Raw genomic sequence first — 15,823 nt, 5'->3', positions numbered from 1 at the left:
TGAAGCGACTTGTCGTACCTTTCATACATAATACCACCAAATCGTTAACTCATACGTCACACACATTACGCACCGTGATCCGGAACAATCGGAATTGGGGTACGCCGCCCACGGTTGGGGCGTCAATCAAGCAAAAATGTGGCAAAAAAATGTCGTGATTTCAAGACGTCAGCCTTAGGAAAGGCTCGAAAACACGAACACTACCACTCGATTACGAAACAGTGTTTATTGATCCAATGGCATTATTTCCGATCAGGAAACCCTGAATTGCCCTCTCAGAGCACGTCCATGCGCGTCAGCCCTGGTCGCGCCAACGGTTCACAATCGGATACCTGCGATCCAGCCAAAATGCGCGATGGGTCAGACGTGTTCCGGGGGCAGACTGAAAGCGTTTGTATTCGCTGATAAAGATCAGATGTTCGACCCGCCGCGCGTCAGCCTCATCGAAACCGGCGGCCACGCAGTCGGAAATCGAACCTTCCTGATCGATCAGAATATCAAGAATCGCGTCCAGAACCGGGTAATCGGGCAGGCTGTCGCTGTCTTTCTGATCTTCACGCAGCTCGGCACTGGGGGGTTTGTCGATGACTGAGGGGCGGATAACCTCGCCCGCAGGACCCATCATCCAGTCGCGGTGGTTCGCGTTGCGCCATCGGCAGGTTTCGAACACGCGGGTTTTATACAGATCCTTGATCGGATTATATCCGCCGTTCATGTCACCATAAATTGTGGCATAGCCCACAGCGACTTCGGATTTGTTACCCGTGGTCAACAGCATCTCGCCAAACTTGTTCGAGATTGCCATCAGTAACAGGCCACGCAATCGTGACTGGATGTTCTCTTCGGTCACGTCAGGTTCGTGGCTGTCAAAAAGTGAGGCCAAAGTGTCCGTCACCGCCGCCCGGCTGTCTGAAATCGGCACATAGTCATAATGAACGCCCAGCGCCTTCGCGACCGCTTCGGCATCGTCCAAAGAGGCTTGGCTGGTGTATTCAGACGGCAGCATCACGCAGCGGACATTCTCAGCCCCGATGGCATCAACCGCGATGGTCGCAACCAAGGCAGAATCCACACCGCCCGAAAGCCCCAGCAGCGCCTTCTTGAACCCGGTTTTGCCCATATAGTCGCGTAAGGCCTGCACCATTGCGCGATAGTCCTGCTCCCATTCATCGGGCTGCGGCGCAATTTCGGCAGGCAGGATACGCCAGCCATCATCGCCGCGCTCAAGATCTATGTGGCTGTTCGCTTCGTCAAAGATGGGCATGCGAAATGCCAGTTCGCCCCCTGGGTTCAGGCCGAACGTCCCGCCATCAAAAACCTGGTCATCCTGGCCGCCCACCATATTCAGGTAAATCAGCGGCAGACCAGTTTCGACGACACGCGCCACCATTTGATTAATCCGCACATCGTATTTGTTGCGGAAATAGGGCGAGCCATTGGGGATCAACAGGAATTCCGCCCCTGTTTCCTCAAGGGTTTCGGTCACATCCGAATGCCAGCCATCTTCGCAAATCGGACTGCCAATGCGTGTATTCCCAACGGCATAGGGGCCGCCCAAAGGCCCGGAGTCAAAAAGGCGCACCTCATCAAACACGGTTTCGTTGGGCAGGTGGTGTTTCAGAACCTTGCTGCTGATCCGACCGCCCTTGAGGATCAGGTAGGCATTGTAAAGGCTACCATTCTCGACCCACGGGCCGCCAATCGCAACAGCCGGGCCGTCAGCGCAGTCTTTGGCCAGGGCTTCGACCCGGGCCATCGCGGCCGCGTGGAATGCGGGCTTCATGACCAGATCCTGCGTATTATAGCCCGTGATGAACATTTCGGGCAAAGCCACCAGGTCGGCCCCGGCCTTGCGCCCCTGCTCCCACGCGGCGAACGCCTTGTTGGCATTTCCGTCAATATCCCCCACGGTGGGGTTTAATTGCGCCAGAGTGATGCGGAAGCGGTCGGCCATTTTGCTCTCATGATCTCGTCAGTCTTACTGCCATGTAGCAGATCGTTGCGCGAGTAAAAGGCAAATGGTGCAAAACTCGTTGCTCTGACCCCAACGGTACCTTAGTTTTGGTTGAAAGGATGAAAACCTGGCAGGCAGGACCAATCATGAACACTTTCCGCATTTCCATTGCCGCGTCAGCGATCGCTCTGATGGCCACCGGCGCCACCGCGCAAGACGGTCAGGTGATCACCAAAGATGATGAGGTCGGCGGCGTCTACGAGGGCACCTTCGAAAACGGGCTGCGCCACGGCACCGGAACCTATCGCCTGCCGAACGGGTTCGAATACACCGGCGAATGGTCCGAGGGTGAGATTCAGGGTCAGGGGATTGCCCGCTATGTAAACGGGTCTGTCTACGAAGGGACGTTTGCGAATGGCCAGCCCGAAGGGCGCGGCAAAATCATCTATGCCGACGGTGGCAGCTATGAAGGCGAGTGGTCCGATGGCACCATAAACGGTCAGGGCGTAGCGATCTATGCCAATGGTGCGCGCTATGAAGGCGGCTTCCAGAACGCCCGGTATCACGGATCGGGCGTTCTGACCGACCCAAGCGGCTATAGCTATGACGGGGAGTGGGTCGACGGCGTCAAACAGGGCAAGGGCAAGATCACCTATGCCGAAGGCGGCGTTTACGAGGGTGACATAAAGGACGGTCAACGCCACGGCCAGGGCAGCCTGACCTTGCCTGACGGCATGACCTATGTGGGCGACTGGTCGGAAGATCGCATAACCGGGACCGGACGCCTGTCTTACGTGAATGGCGATGTCTACGAAGGCACGCTTGTCGAAGGGCGCCGTCAGGGCAAGGGCAAGGTCATCTACGCAAACGGCGACGTCTACGAAGGCGACTATGCAGACGACTTGCGCCACGGTCAGGGCACCTATACCGGGACCGACGGATATGTATACACCGGCGAGTGGACCAATGGTCTGATCGAAGGCCTGGGCGAAGTGACCTATCCCGACGGCTCGATCTATGTCGGGGATTTCAGGGCCGACCTGGCCGAAGGCAATGGTCGCATCACCTATACAGACGGATCGACATATGAAGGAGAGTGGATCGCTGGGGTCATCGAGGGCCAGGGTGTATCGACCTATCCCAATGGCACTGTCTACAAAGGTGAATTCAGGAATGCCAAGAACCACGGCAAAGGTGTTCTGACCTCAGCCAACGGCTATATCTATGACGGCGACTGGGTCGATGGACTGCGCCAGGGAACCGGTATGGCGACCTATCCCGATGGCACGGTTTACACCGGTGAATTCAACGACGGACAGCGACACGGGCAGGGTGAGATCGTCATGGCGAACGGCTTCAGCTATACTGGCCAGTGGACCGAGGGCAAAATCACCGGCGATGGCGTCGCGACTTACCCAAGCGGGGACGTGTACGAAGGCAGCTTTGTCGATGCCAAGCGTCAGGGCAATGGCACCATGCGCTATGCCAATGGTGAAGTCGAAACCGGTGTTTGGGAAAACGGTGCGCTTGCGACGTCGACAGATGAGACACCCGAGGTGGCGCCCGCGGACTCGGACGGCTGAGCCATCACCAAGGCACGGGTTTTCCCGCCCAATCGAAAAACGCTCCGGTATCCGCCGGGGTCAGGCGTTCCGTGACATTCAGGAGGTTTGCTGCGGCCTCGTCCGGCTCAACCGCAGGGTGGCGACCAAGGTATTTGCGGGTGAACTCGGTTTTTACCGTACCGGGATGAAGGGCGACACAAATCGCCTGTTTATGCGTCCGCGCCAGTTCGATAGACGCGGTGTGAACAATCTGGTTCACGGCGGCCTTTGCCGCACGATAGCTGACCCATCCGCCCAGACGGTTGTCTCCAATCGAGCCGACCCGCGCCGAAAGCACCGCGAAAACCGCGCGACGGTCACGCGGCAACAGGCGCGCTGCGTGGCGCAGCACAAGTGCAGGCCCAACAGCGTTGAGTGCGAATTGATCCATCATCGCCTGCGCTGACAGGGTTCTGAAGGTCTTTTCCGGTTCTGACCCTTTGATTTCCAGCGCACCCGAGGCAACGAAGATCAGGTCAAAAGGGCCGGGGATTTCCTCCAAGATGTGATGAACGCGGTCAGGGTCAGTCAGGTCAAATCCGTCTGTCGAACGTGACAAGGCCGTTACAGCTACCCCCCGCCCGGTCAGCTGCTGGCAGACCGCCTGCCCGATTCCCCCCGATGCGCCGATGATTAGTGCTTTCTCCATGGTGCTTCACCTAGCCGTCTGCGCGGAAGGATCAATGTGGCGTATAAAAGAATCCCACTTACCGCCTTTACGCTGCAAATGGGTCTTTTCATTCCACGCAGGCGATGTATACACTCTGCCCATGATCAACCGCGCAGATATCCTTGTTGCCGACACCGCCCTTAGCGGTGCGTCACTGCGTGGCCTACTGATCCTAATCCGCCTCTGAGCGTGCCAACCGGCGCGCCCGCTCAGAGGAGGACGCCCGCGCGCCATAGGCTTTAGGACAGAAGAAGAAAGAGATTCCCATGACCAACGTGACCGACCAAGACCGTGTCTTGATCTTTGACACCACTTTGCGCGACGGCGAGCAAAGCCCAGGCGCCACCATGACCCATGACGAAAAGCTCGAGATCGCCGAACTGCTGGACGAGATGGGCGTGGACATTATCGAAGCCGGCTTTCCCATCGCGTCCGAAGGTGATTTCAAGGCGGTGTCCGAAATTGCCCAGCGGTCGAAGAACAGTCGCATCTGCGGTCTGGCGCGCGCCAATTTCGCTGATATCGACCGCTGCTGGGAGGCTGTGAAACACGCCGGGAAAAGCCGCATTCACACCTTCATCGGCACCTCGCCACTGCACCGCGCTATTCCGAACCTGACGCAGGATGAGATGGCCGACAAGATCCATGAAACGGTCAGCCACGCCCGCAACCTGTGTGAAAACGTGCAATGGTCGCCGATGGATGCGACCCGGACGGAATGGGATTACCTGTGCCGCGTGATTGAGATTGCCATCAAGGCCGGTGCGACGACGATCAACATCCCCGACACTGTCGGCTATACCGCTCCGGTGGAAAGTGCCGATCTGATCAAGCGCCTGATCGAAACCGTGCCGGGCGCGGACGAAGTGATCTTTGCCACCCATTGCCACAACGATCTTGGCATGGCGACCGCGAACTCTCTGGCCGCAGTTGCGGGCGGCGCGCGGCAGATCGAGTGCACGATCAACGGTCTGGGTGAACGCGCGGGCAACACCGCCTTGGAAGAGGTGGTGATGGCACTGCGCACCCGCAATGACATCATGCCATGGAAGACGGGCATTGACACGACCAAGATCATGCACATCTCGCGCCGCGTCGCGACCGTGTCCGGCTTTAATGTGCAGTTCAACAAAGCAATTGTCGGCAAGAACGCCTTTGCCCATGAAAGCGGCATCCATCAGGATGGCATGCTGAAGAACCGCGAAAACTTCGAAATCATGCGCCCCGAGGATATCGGTCTGTCTGGCACATCCTTGCCATTGGGCAAGCATTCGGGCCGCGCGGCATTGCGCGACAAGCTGGAAACGCTGGGGTATGAGATCGGGGACAACCAGCTCAAGGATATTTTCGTGCGGTTCAAGGATCTGGCCGACCGTAAAAAAGAGGTCTTCGACGACGACCTCATCGCGCTGATGACGCTGGACGATGACGAAGCGAACGACCACCTGCAACTGGTTTCCATGAAGGTCACCTGCGGCACCGGTGGGAAAGCCGAAGCAACCGTTGAATTGGAAGTGGACGGCAAGGATGTCATCGCGACCGAACACGGCGACGGCCCGGTTGACGCGACATTCAAGGCAGTCCGCGCGATTTATCCCAACAAGGCCCATTTGCAGCTGTACCAGGTGCATGCCGTAACCGAGGGTACAGACGCACAGGCCACCGTTTCCGTGCGTCTGGAAGAAGATGGTATGATCGCCACTGGTCAATCGGCCAACACGGATACGGTCGTCGCATCGGCCAAGGCATATATCCACGCCCTGAACCGCCTGATCGTACGCCGCGAAAAAACCGGCCCCGGCTCAGACGCGCGCGAGATAAGCTACAAGGACCTGACCTAGGCGCGACGGCCAAAGGCTCCCGCACCCGCGGCGGCCCGGCTGCGCCGCCCCTTCTTGGGTTTTGGGCCCGGCAGCGCGCCATGGTGCGCTGCCGGGCCCAACGTTTTTTGTTCGCATCTATGATGCGGACGAACAAGGCGGGAGCAAACTGTGGATTCGAGTCAGTTTCGAAGCCCCTCGAACAAGCGTGTCAGGCGGGTTGCCTCGTCTTCGATTCCAAAGGGGGCATTGACAATGAACATACCCGAGCCAACCATTCCGTGCCCCTCGCGCACTGGATCAAACCGAACCTCGTGACAGACGGATTTTGGCAGGTTCTGCGACTTGAGTGCCGAAATCATGGCGCTGTGGCGGCCATCCCTTAGAACAGGATACCACAACACGATTACACCGACATTCCACTTGCGATGCAGTTTGGAGATAACTCTGGGCAGGCGATCATATTCAGACTTTACCTCATAGCTCGGGTCAATCATCAGAACGCCGCGTCGCGGTGTAGGCGGCAACAAGGACTGTGCGAGTTCAAAGCCGTCCTGACGATAAACCTTGGCGCCATACGGAGACATCATCATCGCCAATGCAGCGTGTTCCTGCGGGTGCAACTCGGCAAGGTGCAGACTATCCTGATCCCGTAGAATACTGGCAGCAATCATGGGTGAGCCCGGGTAGGCCTCAGCCCCGTGCCGCTTTTGGACCGCTCGGATTGCGCGTTCCAAAGGGTGATCCGCGCAAAACCAACTTGCCTGCCTTACGCGCTGGATACCTGCTGCCGCCTCGCCTGTACGCAGCGCCTCGGGCGCGTTCAATTTGTACAAGCCCCGTCCAGAGTGGGTCTCTATGTAGGTAAGTGGCTTGTCCTTTTGGGTCAGATAAGCGAGCACCCATGCCAATAATGCGTGCTTTTGCACATCAGCCAGATTTCCAGCGTGGTAAATATGTTGATATGAGAGCATATTGCCTTCTAAAGTCCCACTTAATAAGGCGGAAAGGTGCTGATCGTCGCGGAATCAGCCCTTTTACCGGACGTGCTGGCACCCTATAAGTCATCCGTCCCGGAACCGTCGAGTCGCGGGCAGTAGAAAAACGACATACAGGATCAGGGGAATCATGGGGATCTTTGGCAATCTGGGCGGCCTGTTCACAGCGGACATGGCTATCGACCTTGGGACAGCGAACACGCTGGTTTATGTCAAAGGGCGCGGCGTCATCCTGTCTGAACCCTCTGTGGTTGCATACCACGTAAAAGACGGCGTCAAGAAAGTGCTGGCCGTGGGCGAGGACGCCAAGCTGATGCTGGGCCGGACCCCCGGCTCGATCGAGGCGATCCGCCCGATGCGCGAAGGTGTCATTGCAGATTTCGACACTGCGGAAGAGATGATCAAGCACTTCATCCGTAAGGTCCACAAACGCTCGACTTTCTCGAAACCCAAAATCATCGTCTGCGTCCCGCACGGCGCAACACCCGTTGAAAAACGCGCAATCCGCCAGTCGGTTCTGTCCGCAGGCGCCCGGCGCGCGGGCCTGATTGCAGAACCAATTGCGGCTGCCATTGGCGCCGGCATGCCGATCACCGATCCGACCGGCAACATGGTCGTTGATATTGGCGGCGGTACGACTGAGGTGGCTGTTCTATCGCTGGGTGACATCGTCTACGCGCGTTCGGTGCGTGTCGGTGGCGACCGCATGGATGAGGCCATAATCTCCTACCTGCGCCGCCAGCAGAACTTGCTGGTGGGTGAATCGACCGCCGAGCGCATCAAAACCACCATCGGCACCGCCCGTATGCCCGACGATGGCCGGGGCCAGTCGATGCATATCCGGGGCCGCGACCTGTTGAACGGTGTGCCGAAAGAAATCGAGATCAGCCAGGCGCAGGTGGCCGAGGCACTGTCAGAACCCGTCCAGCAGATTTGCGAGGCAGTGATGACCGCGCTTGAGACCACGCCGCCTGATCTGGCGGCGGATATCGTGGACCGCGGTGTGATGCTGACCGGTGGCGGTGCGTTGCTGGGCGATCTGGATCTTGCCTTGCGCGAGCAGACAGGTCTGGCCGTGTCGATTGCCGACGAAAGCCTGAACTGTGTGGCTTTGGGCACCGGTAAGGCGCTGGAATACGAAAAACAACTGCGCCACGCGATTGACTACGAAAGCTAAGGCGCGCACCCTTTCGGGGTAACAACTCGGGCAAGAGCAGCACGGGAAGGAGTCCTGTGGCAAAGGACCGATCACAGCGCGACGAATACACAACCCCCCTCCGCCGTTTGCTTGTGGGGATTGTGGTGCTGTGCCTGCTTGGCATCTTTCTGGTCTGGCGCATCGACAGCCCCCGCGTGGAAAGGTTCCGTGCGCAGGTCGTGGACCGGGTGGTTCCTTCGATGGAATGGGCGATGGTTCCGGTCACCGCCGTGGTCAATCTCGCACGCGATTTCCAAAGCTATCAACGCCTGAGCGAACAGAACCAGGAATTGCGTAGCGAGCTGCGCCTGATGCGCGCCTGGAAAGAGGCCGCGTTGCAGTTAGAGCAGGAAAATGCCCGGCTGCTGGACCTGAACAACGTACGTCTTGATCCCCGCCTGACCTATATCACCGGTGTTGTGATGGCCGACAGCGGATCACCTTTCCGGCAATCGGTTCTGCTGAACGTGGGCGAGCGTGACGGCATCACCGATGGGTGGGCCACGATGGACGGCATCGGCGTCGTCGGACGGATTTCTGGTGTGGGGCCGGACACAGCAAGGGTGATCTTGCTGACCGACGCCTCAAGCGCGATTCCGGCCACCATCCAGCCCTCGGGCCAAACCGCGCTGATCACCGGCGATAACACGCCTGCACCCGCCGTTGAGTTCCTTGAGAACCGGGAACTCGTGCGCCCCGGCGACCGTGTTGTAACCTCGGGCGATGGTGGGGTTTTCCCTGGCGGCCTGCTGATCGGTCAGATCACTGCCGACCCCGGGGGCCGCCTGCGGGTGCGCCTTTCGGCAGATTTCGAACGGCTCGAGTTCCTTCGGGTGTTGCGGTACAAATCTGCCCCCCCGATCCGCGATCCCGGAGATATTGTTGGCCCCGGAACCCCCGAAACGGCGCTTAACCCGGCGGAGGTCGGGGATGGATAGCCCAACCTCTCAGCTTTGGTCCAAACGGGTGCTGTATCTTTTTCTGGCCATGTTGATCTTGTTTCTTCACCTTCTTCCGCTGGATACGCAACCGGACCGCTGGCCGTTTCCTGACCTTCTGATCGCCCTGACCTTCGCATGGGTGCTGCGACGGCCTGAATATGTTCCGACACTTCTTGTGGCCTTTGTGATGCTGATGGCAGACCTGTTGCTGCAACGCCCACCCGGACTATTGGCAGCGCTGGTCGTACTGGGCGCGTCCTACCTGCGTTCGGCTGCGTATGGCATGCGCGATATGGGGTTTGTTGGTGAATGCTCGACTGTCGCAGTGGTTGTTACAGCGGTCTTCATGCTGAATCGTGTCATTCTTGCTATCCTATCTGTGCAACAGGCAGCATTTGGCCCGCTGGTGATACAACTGGTTCTGACAATCGCGGTTTATCCGTTGATCGTTCTGCTCAGCCAGAACATCTTTGGCGTTCGGCGTGTCTCTGTATCCAATAACAGTATAGTGGGGGCGTGATGAAACAGCGCAAACCCAAAGCCCAAGGTCTCGCATACAAACGCCTGCCCCGACGGGCGCTGATCCTCGGCGGGCTACAGGCCGCCTTTATTGGCGGGTTGGCGGCCCGGATGCGGTTCATGCAGGTCGAGCAGGCCGATGAATACCGCCTTCTAGCCGAGGAAAACCGGATCAACATCCGCTTGATCCCGCCAACCCGTGGCCGGATATACGACCGGAACGGCGAGATTATTGGCCAGAACTCCCCCTCTTACCGCATTGTCATGGTGCGCGAGGACGCCGGAGATGTCGATCAGGTGATTGCCAAACTCTCGGAACTGATCCCTCTGACCTCAGATGAAATAGAGCGCGCCAAGGCAGAGATGCGGCGTTCGGCACCTTTTCTGCCTGTTACACTGGCTGATCAGGTCACCTGGGCCGATATATCCAAAGTCGCCGTCAACGCCCCGGCCCTGCCCGGCGTGATCCCCGAAGTCGGTCAAACCCGGCAATATCCGCGCTATGAAGATTTCGCCCATGTGGTCGGTTATGTCGGCCCGGTCAGTGACTATGATCTTAGCCAGATCGCAGACCCCGAACCGGTGCTGCGCATTCCCCGGTTCCAGATCGGCAAGGTGGGGCTCGAGGCCAAGCAAGAGGGCGCTTTGCGCGGCAAAGCCGGAGCCAAGCGTGTCGAGGTCAACGCCACTGGCCGCGTTATGCGCGAGCTGGACCGGCAAGAAGGCGAGGCTGGTGCTGATCTGCAGCTCTCGGTCGATGCCGACTTGCAACAATATGCGCAGGCCCGGCTGGCCGGAGAAAGCGCCGCCGCCGTTGTCATCGACTGCGAGACCGGTGATCTCCGGGCCATAAGTTCGGCCCCCAGTTTCGACCCGAATCTTTTCGTGCGCGGCATTTCAGTGGCCGATTATCGGGCGCTGACACAGGACAATTACCGCCCACTGGCAAACAAGTCTGTTCAGGGCACGTACCCGCCCGGATCAACCTTCAAGATGATTACCGCCATGGCTGCGCTTGAGGCCGGCGTGGTCGGGCCTTCAAACACTGTCTACTGCCCTGGTCACCTTAAAGTCGGCAGCCGCCGCTTTCATTGCTGGAAACGCGGCGGGCACGGAACGGTCGATCTGAATCTGTCGCTGAAACGCAGTTGCGACGTCTACTATTACGACGTGGCGCTGCGCACCGGAATCGACAAGATTTCCGAGATGGCTCGCATTTTCGGTCTGGGTGTCAAACACGATATCCCTATGTCCGCAGTCGCCGCTGGCTTGGCCCCGAACCAAGAGTGGAAGGAACGTGTTCACGGGCAAAGCTGGCTGACTGGCGACACGGCAAATGCGTCGATCGGTCAGGGGTTCATGCTGGCCTCACCACTCCAACTGGCGGTCATGACGGCACGGATCGCCACGGGGCGCGCTGTAAAACCGCGTTTGGTGCGATCGGTAAACGGGGTTGAACAACCCTCTGGCGCAGGTGAGCCGCTGGCCGTCAGCCCAACCAATCTGGAATTCATACGCAAGGCCATGTTCGCGGTTTCAAACGACCGCGGAGGTACAGCCTATCGCAGTCGTATCATCGCTGATGACCTGCGCATGGCAGGCAAGACCGGCACCAGTCAGGTCCGCAATATCACCAAGGCCGAACGGGCCGCCGGTGTGATCCGCAACGAGGATCTGCCATGGGAGCGCCGCGACCACGCGCTGTTTGTCAGCTTTGCCCCTTATGACAATCCGAAATTTGCCGTGGCAGTCGTGGTCGAGCATGGCGGTGGCGGGTCCAAGGCGGCGGCCCCGGTGGCCCGCGATATCATGCTGCAGGCGTTGTACAACGGAACGCCCCCACTTGAAGCCTATCCGGTAGCTGACCGCGAAAAAATCAAGGAACAGCAAAAGAGGCTGGAGGGCGACCGTCGCCCCAAAGCGCGTCCGACCGAGAAGGACCGCGCATGAGCTATCTTGAATACGCCGTCAAATCCACGCCATCGGGCTTTCGCAAGTTCCTGTATATGAACTGGCCGCTGACCCTGTTGTTGATCAGCGTCGCCAGCGCCGGATTCCTGATGCTGTATTCCGTGGCCGGCGGGTCGTGGACCCCGTGGGCCGAGCCGCAGATGGAGCGATTTGGTCTGGGCCTTGCGGTCATGTTCATCGTTGCGCTGGTCCCGATCTGGTTCTGGCGGAATATGTCTGTGCTGGCCTATCTGATCTCAATTGCCCTGCTGGTGTTTGTTGAGTTCTTCGGCACCGTCGGCATGGGCGCGCAACGGTGGATCGACCTTGGTTTCATGCGGCTACAACCTTCCGAGGTCATGAAAGTTGCTCTCGTCATGGTTCTGGCTGCCTACTACGACTGGTTGCCATCCCATAAAACGTCGCGCCCATTGTGGGTTCTGATCCCCGTCATCCTGGTCCTGATCCCGACTTTCTTTGTTCTGAAACAGCCCGACCTTGGCACGTCGATCCTGCTGCTGGCAGCGGGCGGAGGGCTGATGTTTCTGGCCGGTGTCCACTGGGCTTATTTCGCTGCTGTCATCGCAGCCGTGGTGGGCCTGATTGCCACGGTATTCAACAGCCGGGGGACCGACTGGCAATTGCTCAAGGATTATCAGTTCCGGCGGATCGATACATTTCTTGACCCGTCCACTGATCCGTTAGGGGCCGGATATCACATTACCCAGTCCAAGATCGCGCTGGGGTCCGGTGGCTGGAACGGGCGCGGGTTCATGCAGGGGACGCAGTCGCGGCTGAACTTCTTGCCCGAAAAACACACCGACTTTATCTTCACCACACTGGCCGAGGAATTCGGCTTTGTCGGCGGCATTACCCTGCTGACACTATATGCTCTGATCCTCGTGTTCTGTCTCGTCACGGCGTTGTCTACCAAGGATCGCTTTTCGTCACTGGTGACATTGGGCATCGCGCTGAACTTTTTCCTGTTTTTTGCCGTCAACATGTCAATGGTCATGGGCTTGGCTCCGGTTGTCGGTGTACCACTGCCGATGGTCAGCTATGGTGGCTCGGCCATGCTGGTTTTGATGGCTGCATTTGGCATCGTCCAAAGCGCCCATATCCACCGCCCCCGCTGATTTGAAAGGTCTTTTATGCCCGTGAACGTCCTGTTTTCCGCGCGTCCTGAACTGTGGCCCGTGTACGAACCCCTGCTGGCCAAGGGCCTGACCGAAGCCGGGCTGGACTTCTGCCTTGGGACGGAATTCGCACCGGATCAGGTGGATTACGTCGTTTATGCCCCGAACGGAGGGTTGATGGACTTTACGCCCTACACCCGGCTGAAAGCGGTACTCAGCCTTTGGGCAGGGGTTGAACAGATTGCGGGCAATGCGACGCTGACCGTACCGCTTGCGCGGATGGTGGATCACGGTTTGACGCAAGGCATGACGGAATGGGTGGTGGGGCACGTGCTGCGTTATCACCTTGGCATGGATCACCACATAACAGTTCAGGATGGGGTCTGGACCCCTGACGCACCACCTTTGGCCAGTGAACGTCTGGTTTGCGTTCTCGGCCTTGGCGCGTTGGGCGAAGCCGCTGCACGGGCGTTGGCCGCATTGAATTTTCATGTCACCGGCTGGAGCCGCACATCCAAGGACATCCCCGGTGTCACTTGCCTGTATGGCGAGGATGGGTTGCTGACCGCGTTGTCACAAGCCGAGATCGTCGTGCTGTTGTTGCCGGATACACCAGCGACAGAGAATACTCTGAACAGCAAAACTCTGGCCCTGTTGCCCATGGGGGCGTGTATCATCAACCCCGGTCGGGGACCGTTGATCGACGATAACGCCTTGCTAGACGCGCTGAAAACGGGACAGGTCGGGCACGCCACACTTGACGTGTTCCGGGTCGAGCCGTTGCCGCCGGACCACCCTTACTGGGCCCATCCGAACGTCACGGTCACACCGCATATCGCGTCGGAAACACGTCCCGTCACAGCGGCACAGGTGATCTGTGAGAACATCCGCCGAGGAGAGGAAGGCGAACCCTTCCTGCACCTCGTGGATCGGACGTTAGGGTACTAGGCCGCGATCAACCCGCGGCCTTTCAACAGCGCTTCGACACCCGGCAACCTGCCCCGGAAGGCCAGATACAGGTCTTCGGCCTCGCGCGAACCGCCGGTGGACAGAATGTTTTCTTCCAGCGCTTTGGCGCGTTCCGGGTCGAATGCACCGCCTGCTTCTTCAAACGCGGCAAAGGCGTCTGCGTCCATGACCTCGGACCACATGTAGCTGTAGTAACCTGCGCTATATCCGTCGCCGGCAAAGACATGGGCAAAATGCGGTGTGGCGTGCCGCATACCAATAGCCCGCGGCATACCGATTTCCGCCAAAACCTCAGCCTGTTTCACCATTGGATCTGCCGGGGCTGCGCCCTCATGGAACGCCAGATCCACCAATGCCGAGGCGACATATTCCACCGTCTGAAACCCTTGATCAAAATTGGCGGCCTTCAGCACCTTTTCCAACATGTCCTGTGGCATCGCTTCACCGGTTTCGGCATGGGTTGCGAATTCGGCCAAAACCTCGGGGACTTCCAGCCAGTGTTCGTAAAGCTGGCTGGGCAACTCGACGAAATCACGCGCCACGCTGGTGCCCGAAATGCTTTCATAGGTCACGTTAGACAACATTTGATGCAACGCATGGCCGAATTCGTGAAACAGCGTTCGTGCGTCATCATAAGACAACAGCGCGGAATCACCTTTTGCAAAGTTGCAGACATTAATCACGACCGGCGCCTGAACCTTGGGGAACTTGGCCTGCGATCGCATCGCGCTGCACCACGCGCCCGAGCGTTTCGATCCCCGCGCAAAATAGTCACCGATGAACACCGCGATGTGCTGTCCGTTTCGCGTGACTTCCCACGCGCGGCAATCCGCGTGATAGAGCGGAACGTCCAGCGGCGCGAATTCAAGCCCGAACAGACGGTTGGCACAGGCAAACGCCGCTTCGATCATTCGATCAAGCTGTAGGTAGGGTTTTAGTGCCGCTTCATCCAGATCATGCTCGGCCTTGCGACGTTTCTCAGCGTAATAGCGCCAGTCCCACGCGTCCAGCGGACCGTTTACGCCATCTTCCTGCATCATCTGCGTCAGGATCTCGGCATCCGCATCCGCACGCGCCTTGGCTGGCTGCCACACTTGCAAAAGCAGATCACGGACCTTGTCGGGCGTACGTGCCATTTCTGTTTCCAACTTGAAATCGGCAAAACTATCATAACCTAGCAGATTTGCACGTTCTTCCCGCAGGGTCAGGATTTCAGCAGCAATCGCCCGATTATCCGTTTCACCGCCATTTGCGCCTCGCGCAGTCCATGCCTTATACGCCTTTTCCCTTAGGTCGCGCCGCGGCGAAAACTGTAAAAACGGCACAATCAAAGAGCGTGAGAGCGTCACAACCGGCCCATTCGCGTTTTTTTCCTGCCCCGCCGCGCGCGCAGCATCCACCACAAAATCAGGCAGGCCTTCCAAATCAGCTTCGGACAGGTCCATGTACCAGTCCCGTTCATCGGCCAGCAGGTTCTGCGTAAAAGAGGTTCCCAACGAGGCAAGCCGCGCCTTGATGTCCTGCATCCGTGCGTCCGCATCACCCTCCAGCGCGGCACCTGCACGGACAAAACCGCGATGAGTCAGCATCAGCACGCGCGCCTGTTCCTCGGTCAAGTTCAGGTCGTCTTTACGCGCCCACAGGTCCGCGACCCTGTGGAACAGTGCTTTGTTCGACGATATACCCGAGAAATGCGCGGCCAGTTTGGGCGAGAAGTCCCGTTGTAACTTCTCCCGTGCCGGATTGCTGTCGGCTCCGGCGACGGTGAAAAACACCGAAAGCACCTTATCCATCTGTTCGCCTGCCGCCTCAAGCGCCTCGATCGTGTTCGCGAATGTGGGCGTATCCGGGTTGTTGGCGATCTCATCGATTTCAGCGTTGTGGGCCTGCATGGCCTGTTCTAACGCAGGTGTAAAATCGTCATCTGAAATGGCGTTGAACGGGGCGATTTCAAACGGCGTGGTCCAGTCGGACAGGATCGGGTTGGTCATGCAGCTCTCCTTTACCGGTGAAGCTAGGGAGGCTACCCCGGATGGTCCAGAGGTGGCGGACCAATCGCGGCAA

At 58.6% G+C, this 15,823-nt stretch carries 12 protein-coding genes; 8 read left to right on the top strand and 4 right to left on the bottom strand.

From position 1 onward, the window contains the following. Window positions 1-295: 295 nt before the first annotated feature. Complete coding sequence (locus tag AVO44_RS14595) at window positions 296-1,954, bottom strand: NAD+ synthase (RefSeq protein ID WP_068338228.1); 1,659 nt, start codon at window positions 1,952-1,954, stop codon at window positions 296-298. 146 nt (window positions 1,955-2,100) lie between these two features. Here AVO44_RS14595 and AVO44_RS14590 point away from each other — a divergent pair, with 146 nt between their 5' ends. Then, window positions 2,101-3,537 (top strand): MORN repeat-containing protein, encoded by a 1,437-nt coding sequence (locus tag AVO44_RS14590; protein WP_068338369.1) that lies wholly within the window; start codon window positions 2,101-2,103, stop codon window positions 3,535-3,537. A gap of 4 nt (window positions 3,538-3,541) precedes the next feature. Here the strand turns inward: AVO44_RS14590 and AVO44_RS14585 are convergent, their stop codons facing one another. Continuing rightward, on the bottom strand, window positions 3,542-4,207 hold the full coding sequence (locus AVO44_RS14585) for an SDR family NAD(P)-dependent oxidoreductase (protein WP_068338226.1): 666 nt from the start codon (window positions 4,205-4,207) through the stop codon (window positions 3,542-3,544). A gap of 287 nt (window positions 4,208-4,494) precedes the next feature. Here AVO44_RS14585 and AVO44_RS14580 point away from each other — a divergent pair, with 287 nt between their 5' ends. Continuing rightward, complete coding sequence (locus AVO44_RS14580; RefSeq protein ID WP_068338224.1) at window positions 4,495-6,069, top strand: 2-isopropylmalate synthase; 1,575 nt, start codon at window positions 4,495-4,497, stop codon at window positions 6,067-6,069. Between the two features lie 161 nt (window positions 6,070-6,230). On the opposite strand, the gene AVO44_RS14575 is transcribed toward AVO44_RS14580, so the two are convergent. Next, complete coding sequence (locus tag AVO44_RS14575; RefSeq protein WP_068338222.1) at window positions 6,231-7,022, bottom strand: 23S rRNA (adenine(2030)-N(6))-methyltransferase RlmJ; 792 nt, start codon at window positions 7,020-7,022, stop codon at window positions 6,231-6,233. Between the two features lie 154 nt (window positions 7,023-7,176). On the opposite strand from AVO44_RS14575, the gene AVO44_RS14570 reads away from it, so the two are divergent. From AVO44_RS14570 to AVO44_RS14545, 6 genes are read left to right on the top strand one after another with little or no spacing between them, the layout of a single operon-like run. Continuing rightward, on the top strand, window positions 7,177-8,223 hold the full coding sequence (locus AVO44_RS14570) for a rod shape-determining protein (RefSeq protein WP_039523195.1): 1,047 nt from the start codon (window positions 7,177-7,179) through the stop codon (window positions 8,221-8,223). Between the two features lie 56 nt (window positions 8,224-8,279). Beyond that, a complete protein-coding gene (gene mreC, locus AVO44_RS14565) occupies window positions 8,280-9,182 on the top strand; it encodes a rod shape-determining protein MreC (protein ID WP_068338220.1) in 903 nt (300 codons plus the stop codon). Continuing rightward, window positions 9,175-9,705: a rod shape-determining protein MreD gene (locus tag AVO44_RS14560; protein ID WP_068338218.1), complete on the top strand. Its 531-nt coding sequence runs from the start codon at window positions 9,175-9,177 to the stop codon at window positions 9,703-9,705. The genes mreC and AVO44_RS14560 overlap by 8 nt, the downstream gene beginning before the upstream one ends. After that, a complete protein-coding gene (gene mrdA / locus AVO44_RS14555) occupies window positions 9,705-11,654 on the top strand; it encodes a penicillin-binding protein 2 (RefSeq protein WP_068338216.1) in 1,950 nt (649 codons plus the stop codon). Before AVO44_RS14560 ends, mrdA begins: the two co-directional genes overlap by 1 nt. Beyond that, window positions 11,651-12,790 (top strand): rod shape-determining protein RodA, encoded by a 1,140-nt coding sequence (gene rodA, locus AVO44_RS14550; protein WP_068338214.1) that lies wholly within the window; start codon window positions 11,651-11,653, stop codon window positions 12,788-12,790. The genes mrdA and rodA overlap by 4 nt, the downstream gene beginning before the upstream one ends. A gap of 15 nt (window positions 12,791-12,805) precedes the next feature. Then, window positions 12,806-13,738, top strand: coding sequence for a 2-hydroxyacid dehydrogenase (locus AVO44_RS14545; RefSeq protein ID WP_068338212.1), 933 nt, complete (start codon window positions 12,806-12,808; stop codon window positions 13,736-13,738). Here AVO44_RS14545 and AVO44_RS14540 read toward each other — a convergent pair. Further along, a complete protein-coding gene (locus tag AVO44_RS14540) occupies window positions 13,735-15,750 on the bottom strand; it encodes a M3 family metallopeptidase (RefSeq protein WP_068338210.1) in 2,016 nt (671 codons plus the stop codon). The genes AVO44_RS14545 and AVO44_RS14540 overlap by 4 nt on opposite strands. Between the last annotated feature and the right edge of the window lie 73 nt (window positions 15,751-15,823).

The sequence above is a fragment of the Ruegeria profundi genome (assembly GCF_001507545.1).
In the GTDB taxonomy this organism is placed as follows: domain Bacteria; phylum Pseudomonadota; class Alphaproteobacteria; order Rhodobacterales; family Rhodobacteraceae; genus Ruegeria; species Ruegeria profundi.
The sequence above is the reverse complement of the archived record's forward strand: the minus strand, read 5'-3'. Positions and strand labels throughout refer to the sequence as shown.

Bases quoted from the DNA above. Each gene is read 5' to 3' on its own strand.
- AVO44_RS14545 (WP_068338212.1), top strand. From the start codon at position 12,806: ATGCCCGTGAACGTCCTGTTTTCCGCGCGTCCTGAACTGTGGCCCGTG.
- mrdA (WP_068338216.1), top strand. From the start codon at position 9,705: ATGAAACAGCGCAAACCCAAAGCCCAAGGTCTCGCATACAAACGCCTG.
- rodA (WP_068338214.1), top strand. From the start codon at position 11,651: ATGAGCTATCTTGAATACGCCGTCAAATCCACGCCATCGGGCTTTCGC.
- AVO44_RS14595 (WP_068338228.1), bottom strand. From the start codon at position 1,954: ATGGCCGACCGCTTCCGCATCACTCTGGCGCAATTAAACCCCACCGTG.
- AVO44_RS14570 (WP_039523195.1), top strand. From the start codon at position 7,177: ATGGGGATCTTTGGCAATCTGGGCGGCCTGTTCACAGCGGACATGGCT.
- AVO44_RS14575 (WP_068338222.1), bottom strand. From the start codon at position 7,022: ATGCTCTCATATCAACATATTTACCACGCTGGAAATCTGGCTGATGTG.
- AVO44_RS14560 (WP_068338218.1), top strand. From the start codon at position 9,175: ATGGATAGCCCAACCTCTCAGCTTTGGTCCAAACGGGTGCTGTATCTT.
- AVO44_RS14580 (WP_068338224.1), top strand. From the start codon at position 4,495: ATGACCAACGTGACCGACCAAGACCGTGTCTTGATCTTTGACACCACT.
- AVO44_RS14585 (WP_068338226.1), bottom strand. From the start codon at position 4,207: ATGGAGAAAGCACTAATCATCGGCGCATCGGGGGGAATCGGGCAGGCG.
- AVO44_RS14540 (WP_068338210.1), bottom strand. From the start codon at position 15,750: ATGACCAACCCGATCCTGTCCGACTGGACCACGCCGTTTGAAATCGCC.
- AVO44_RS14590 (WP_068338369.1), top strand. From the start codon at position 2,101: ATGAACACTTTCCGCATTTCCATTGCCGCGTCAGCGATCGCTCTGATG.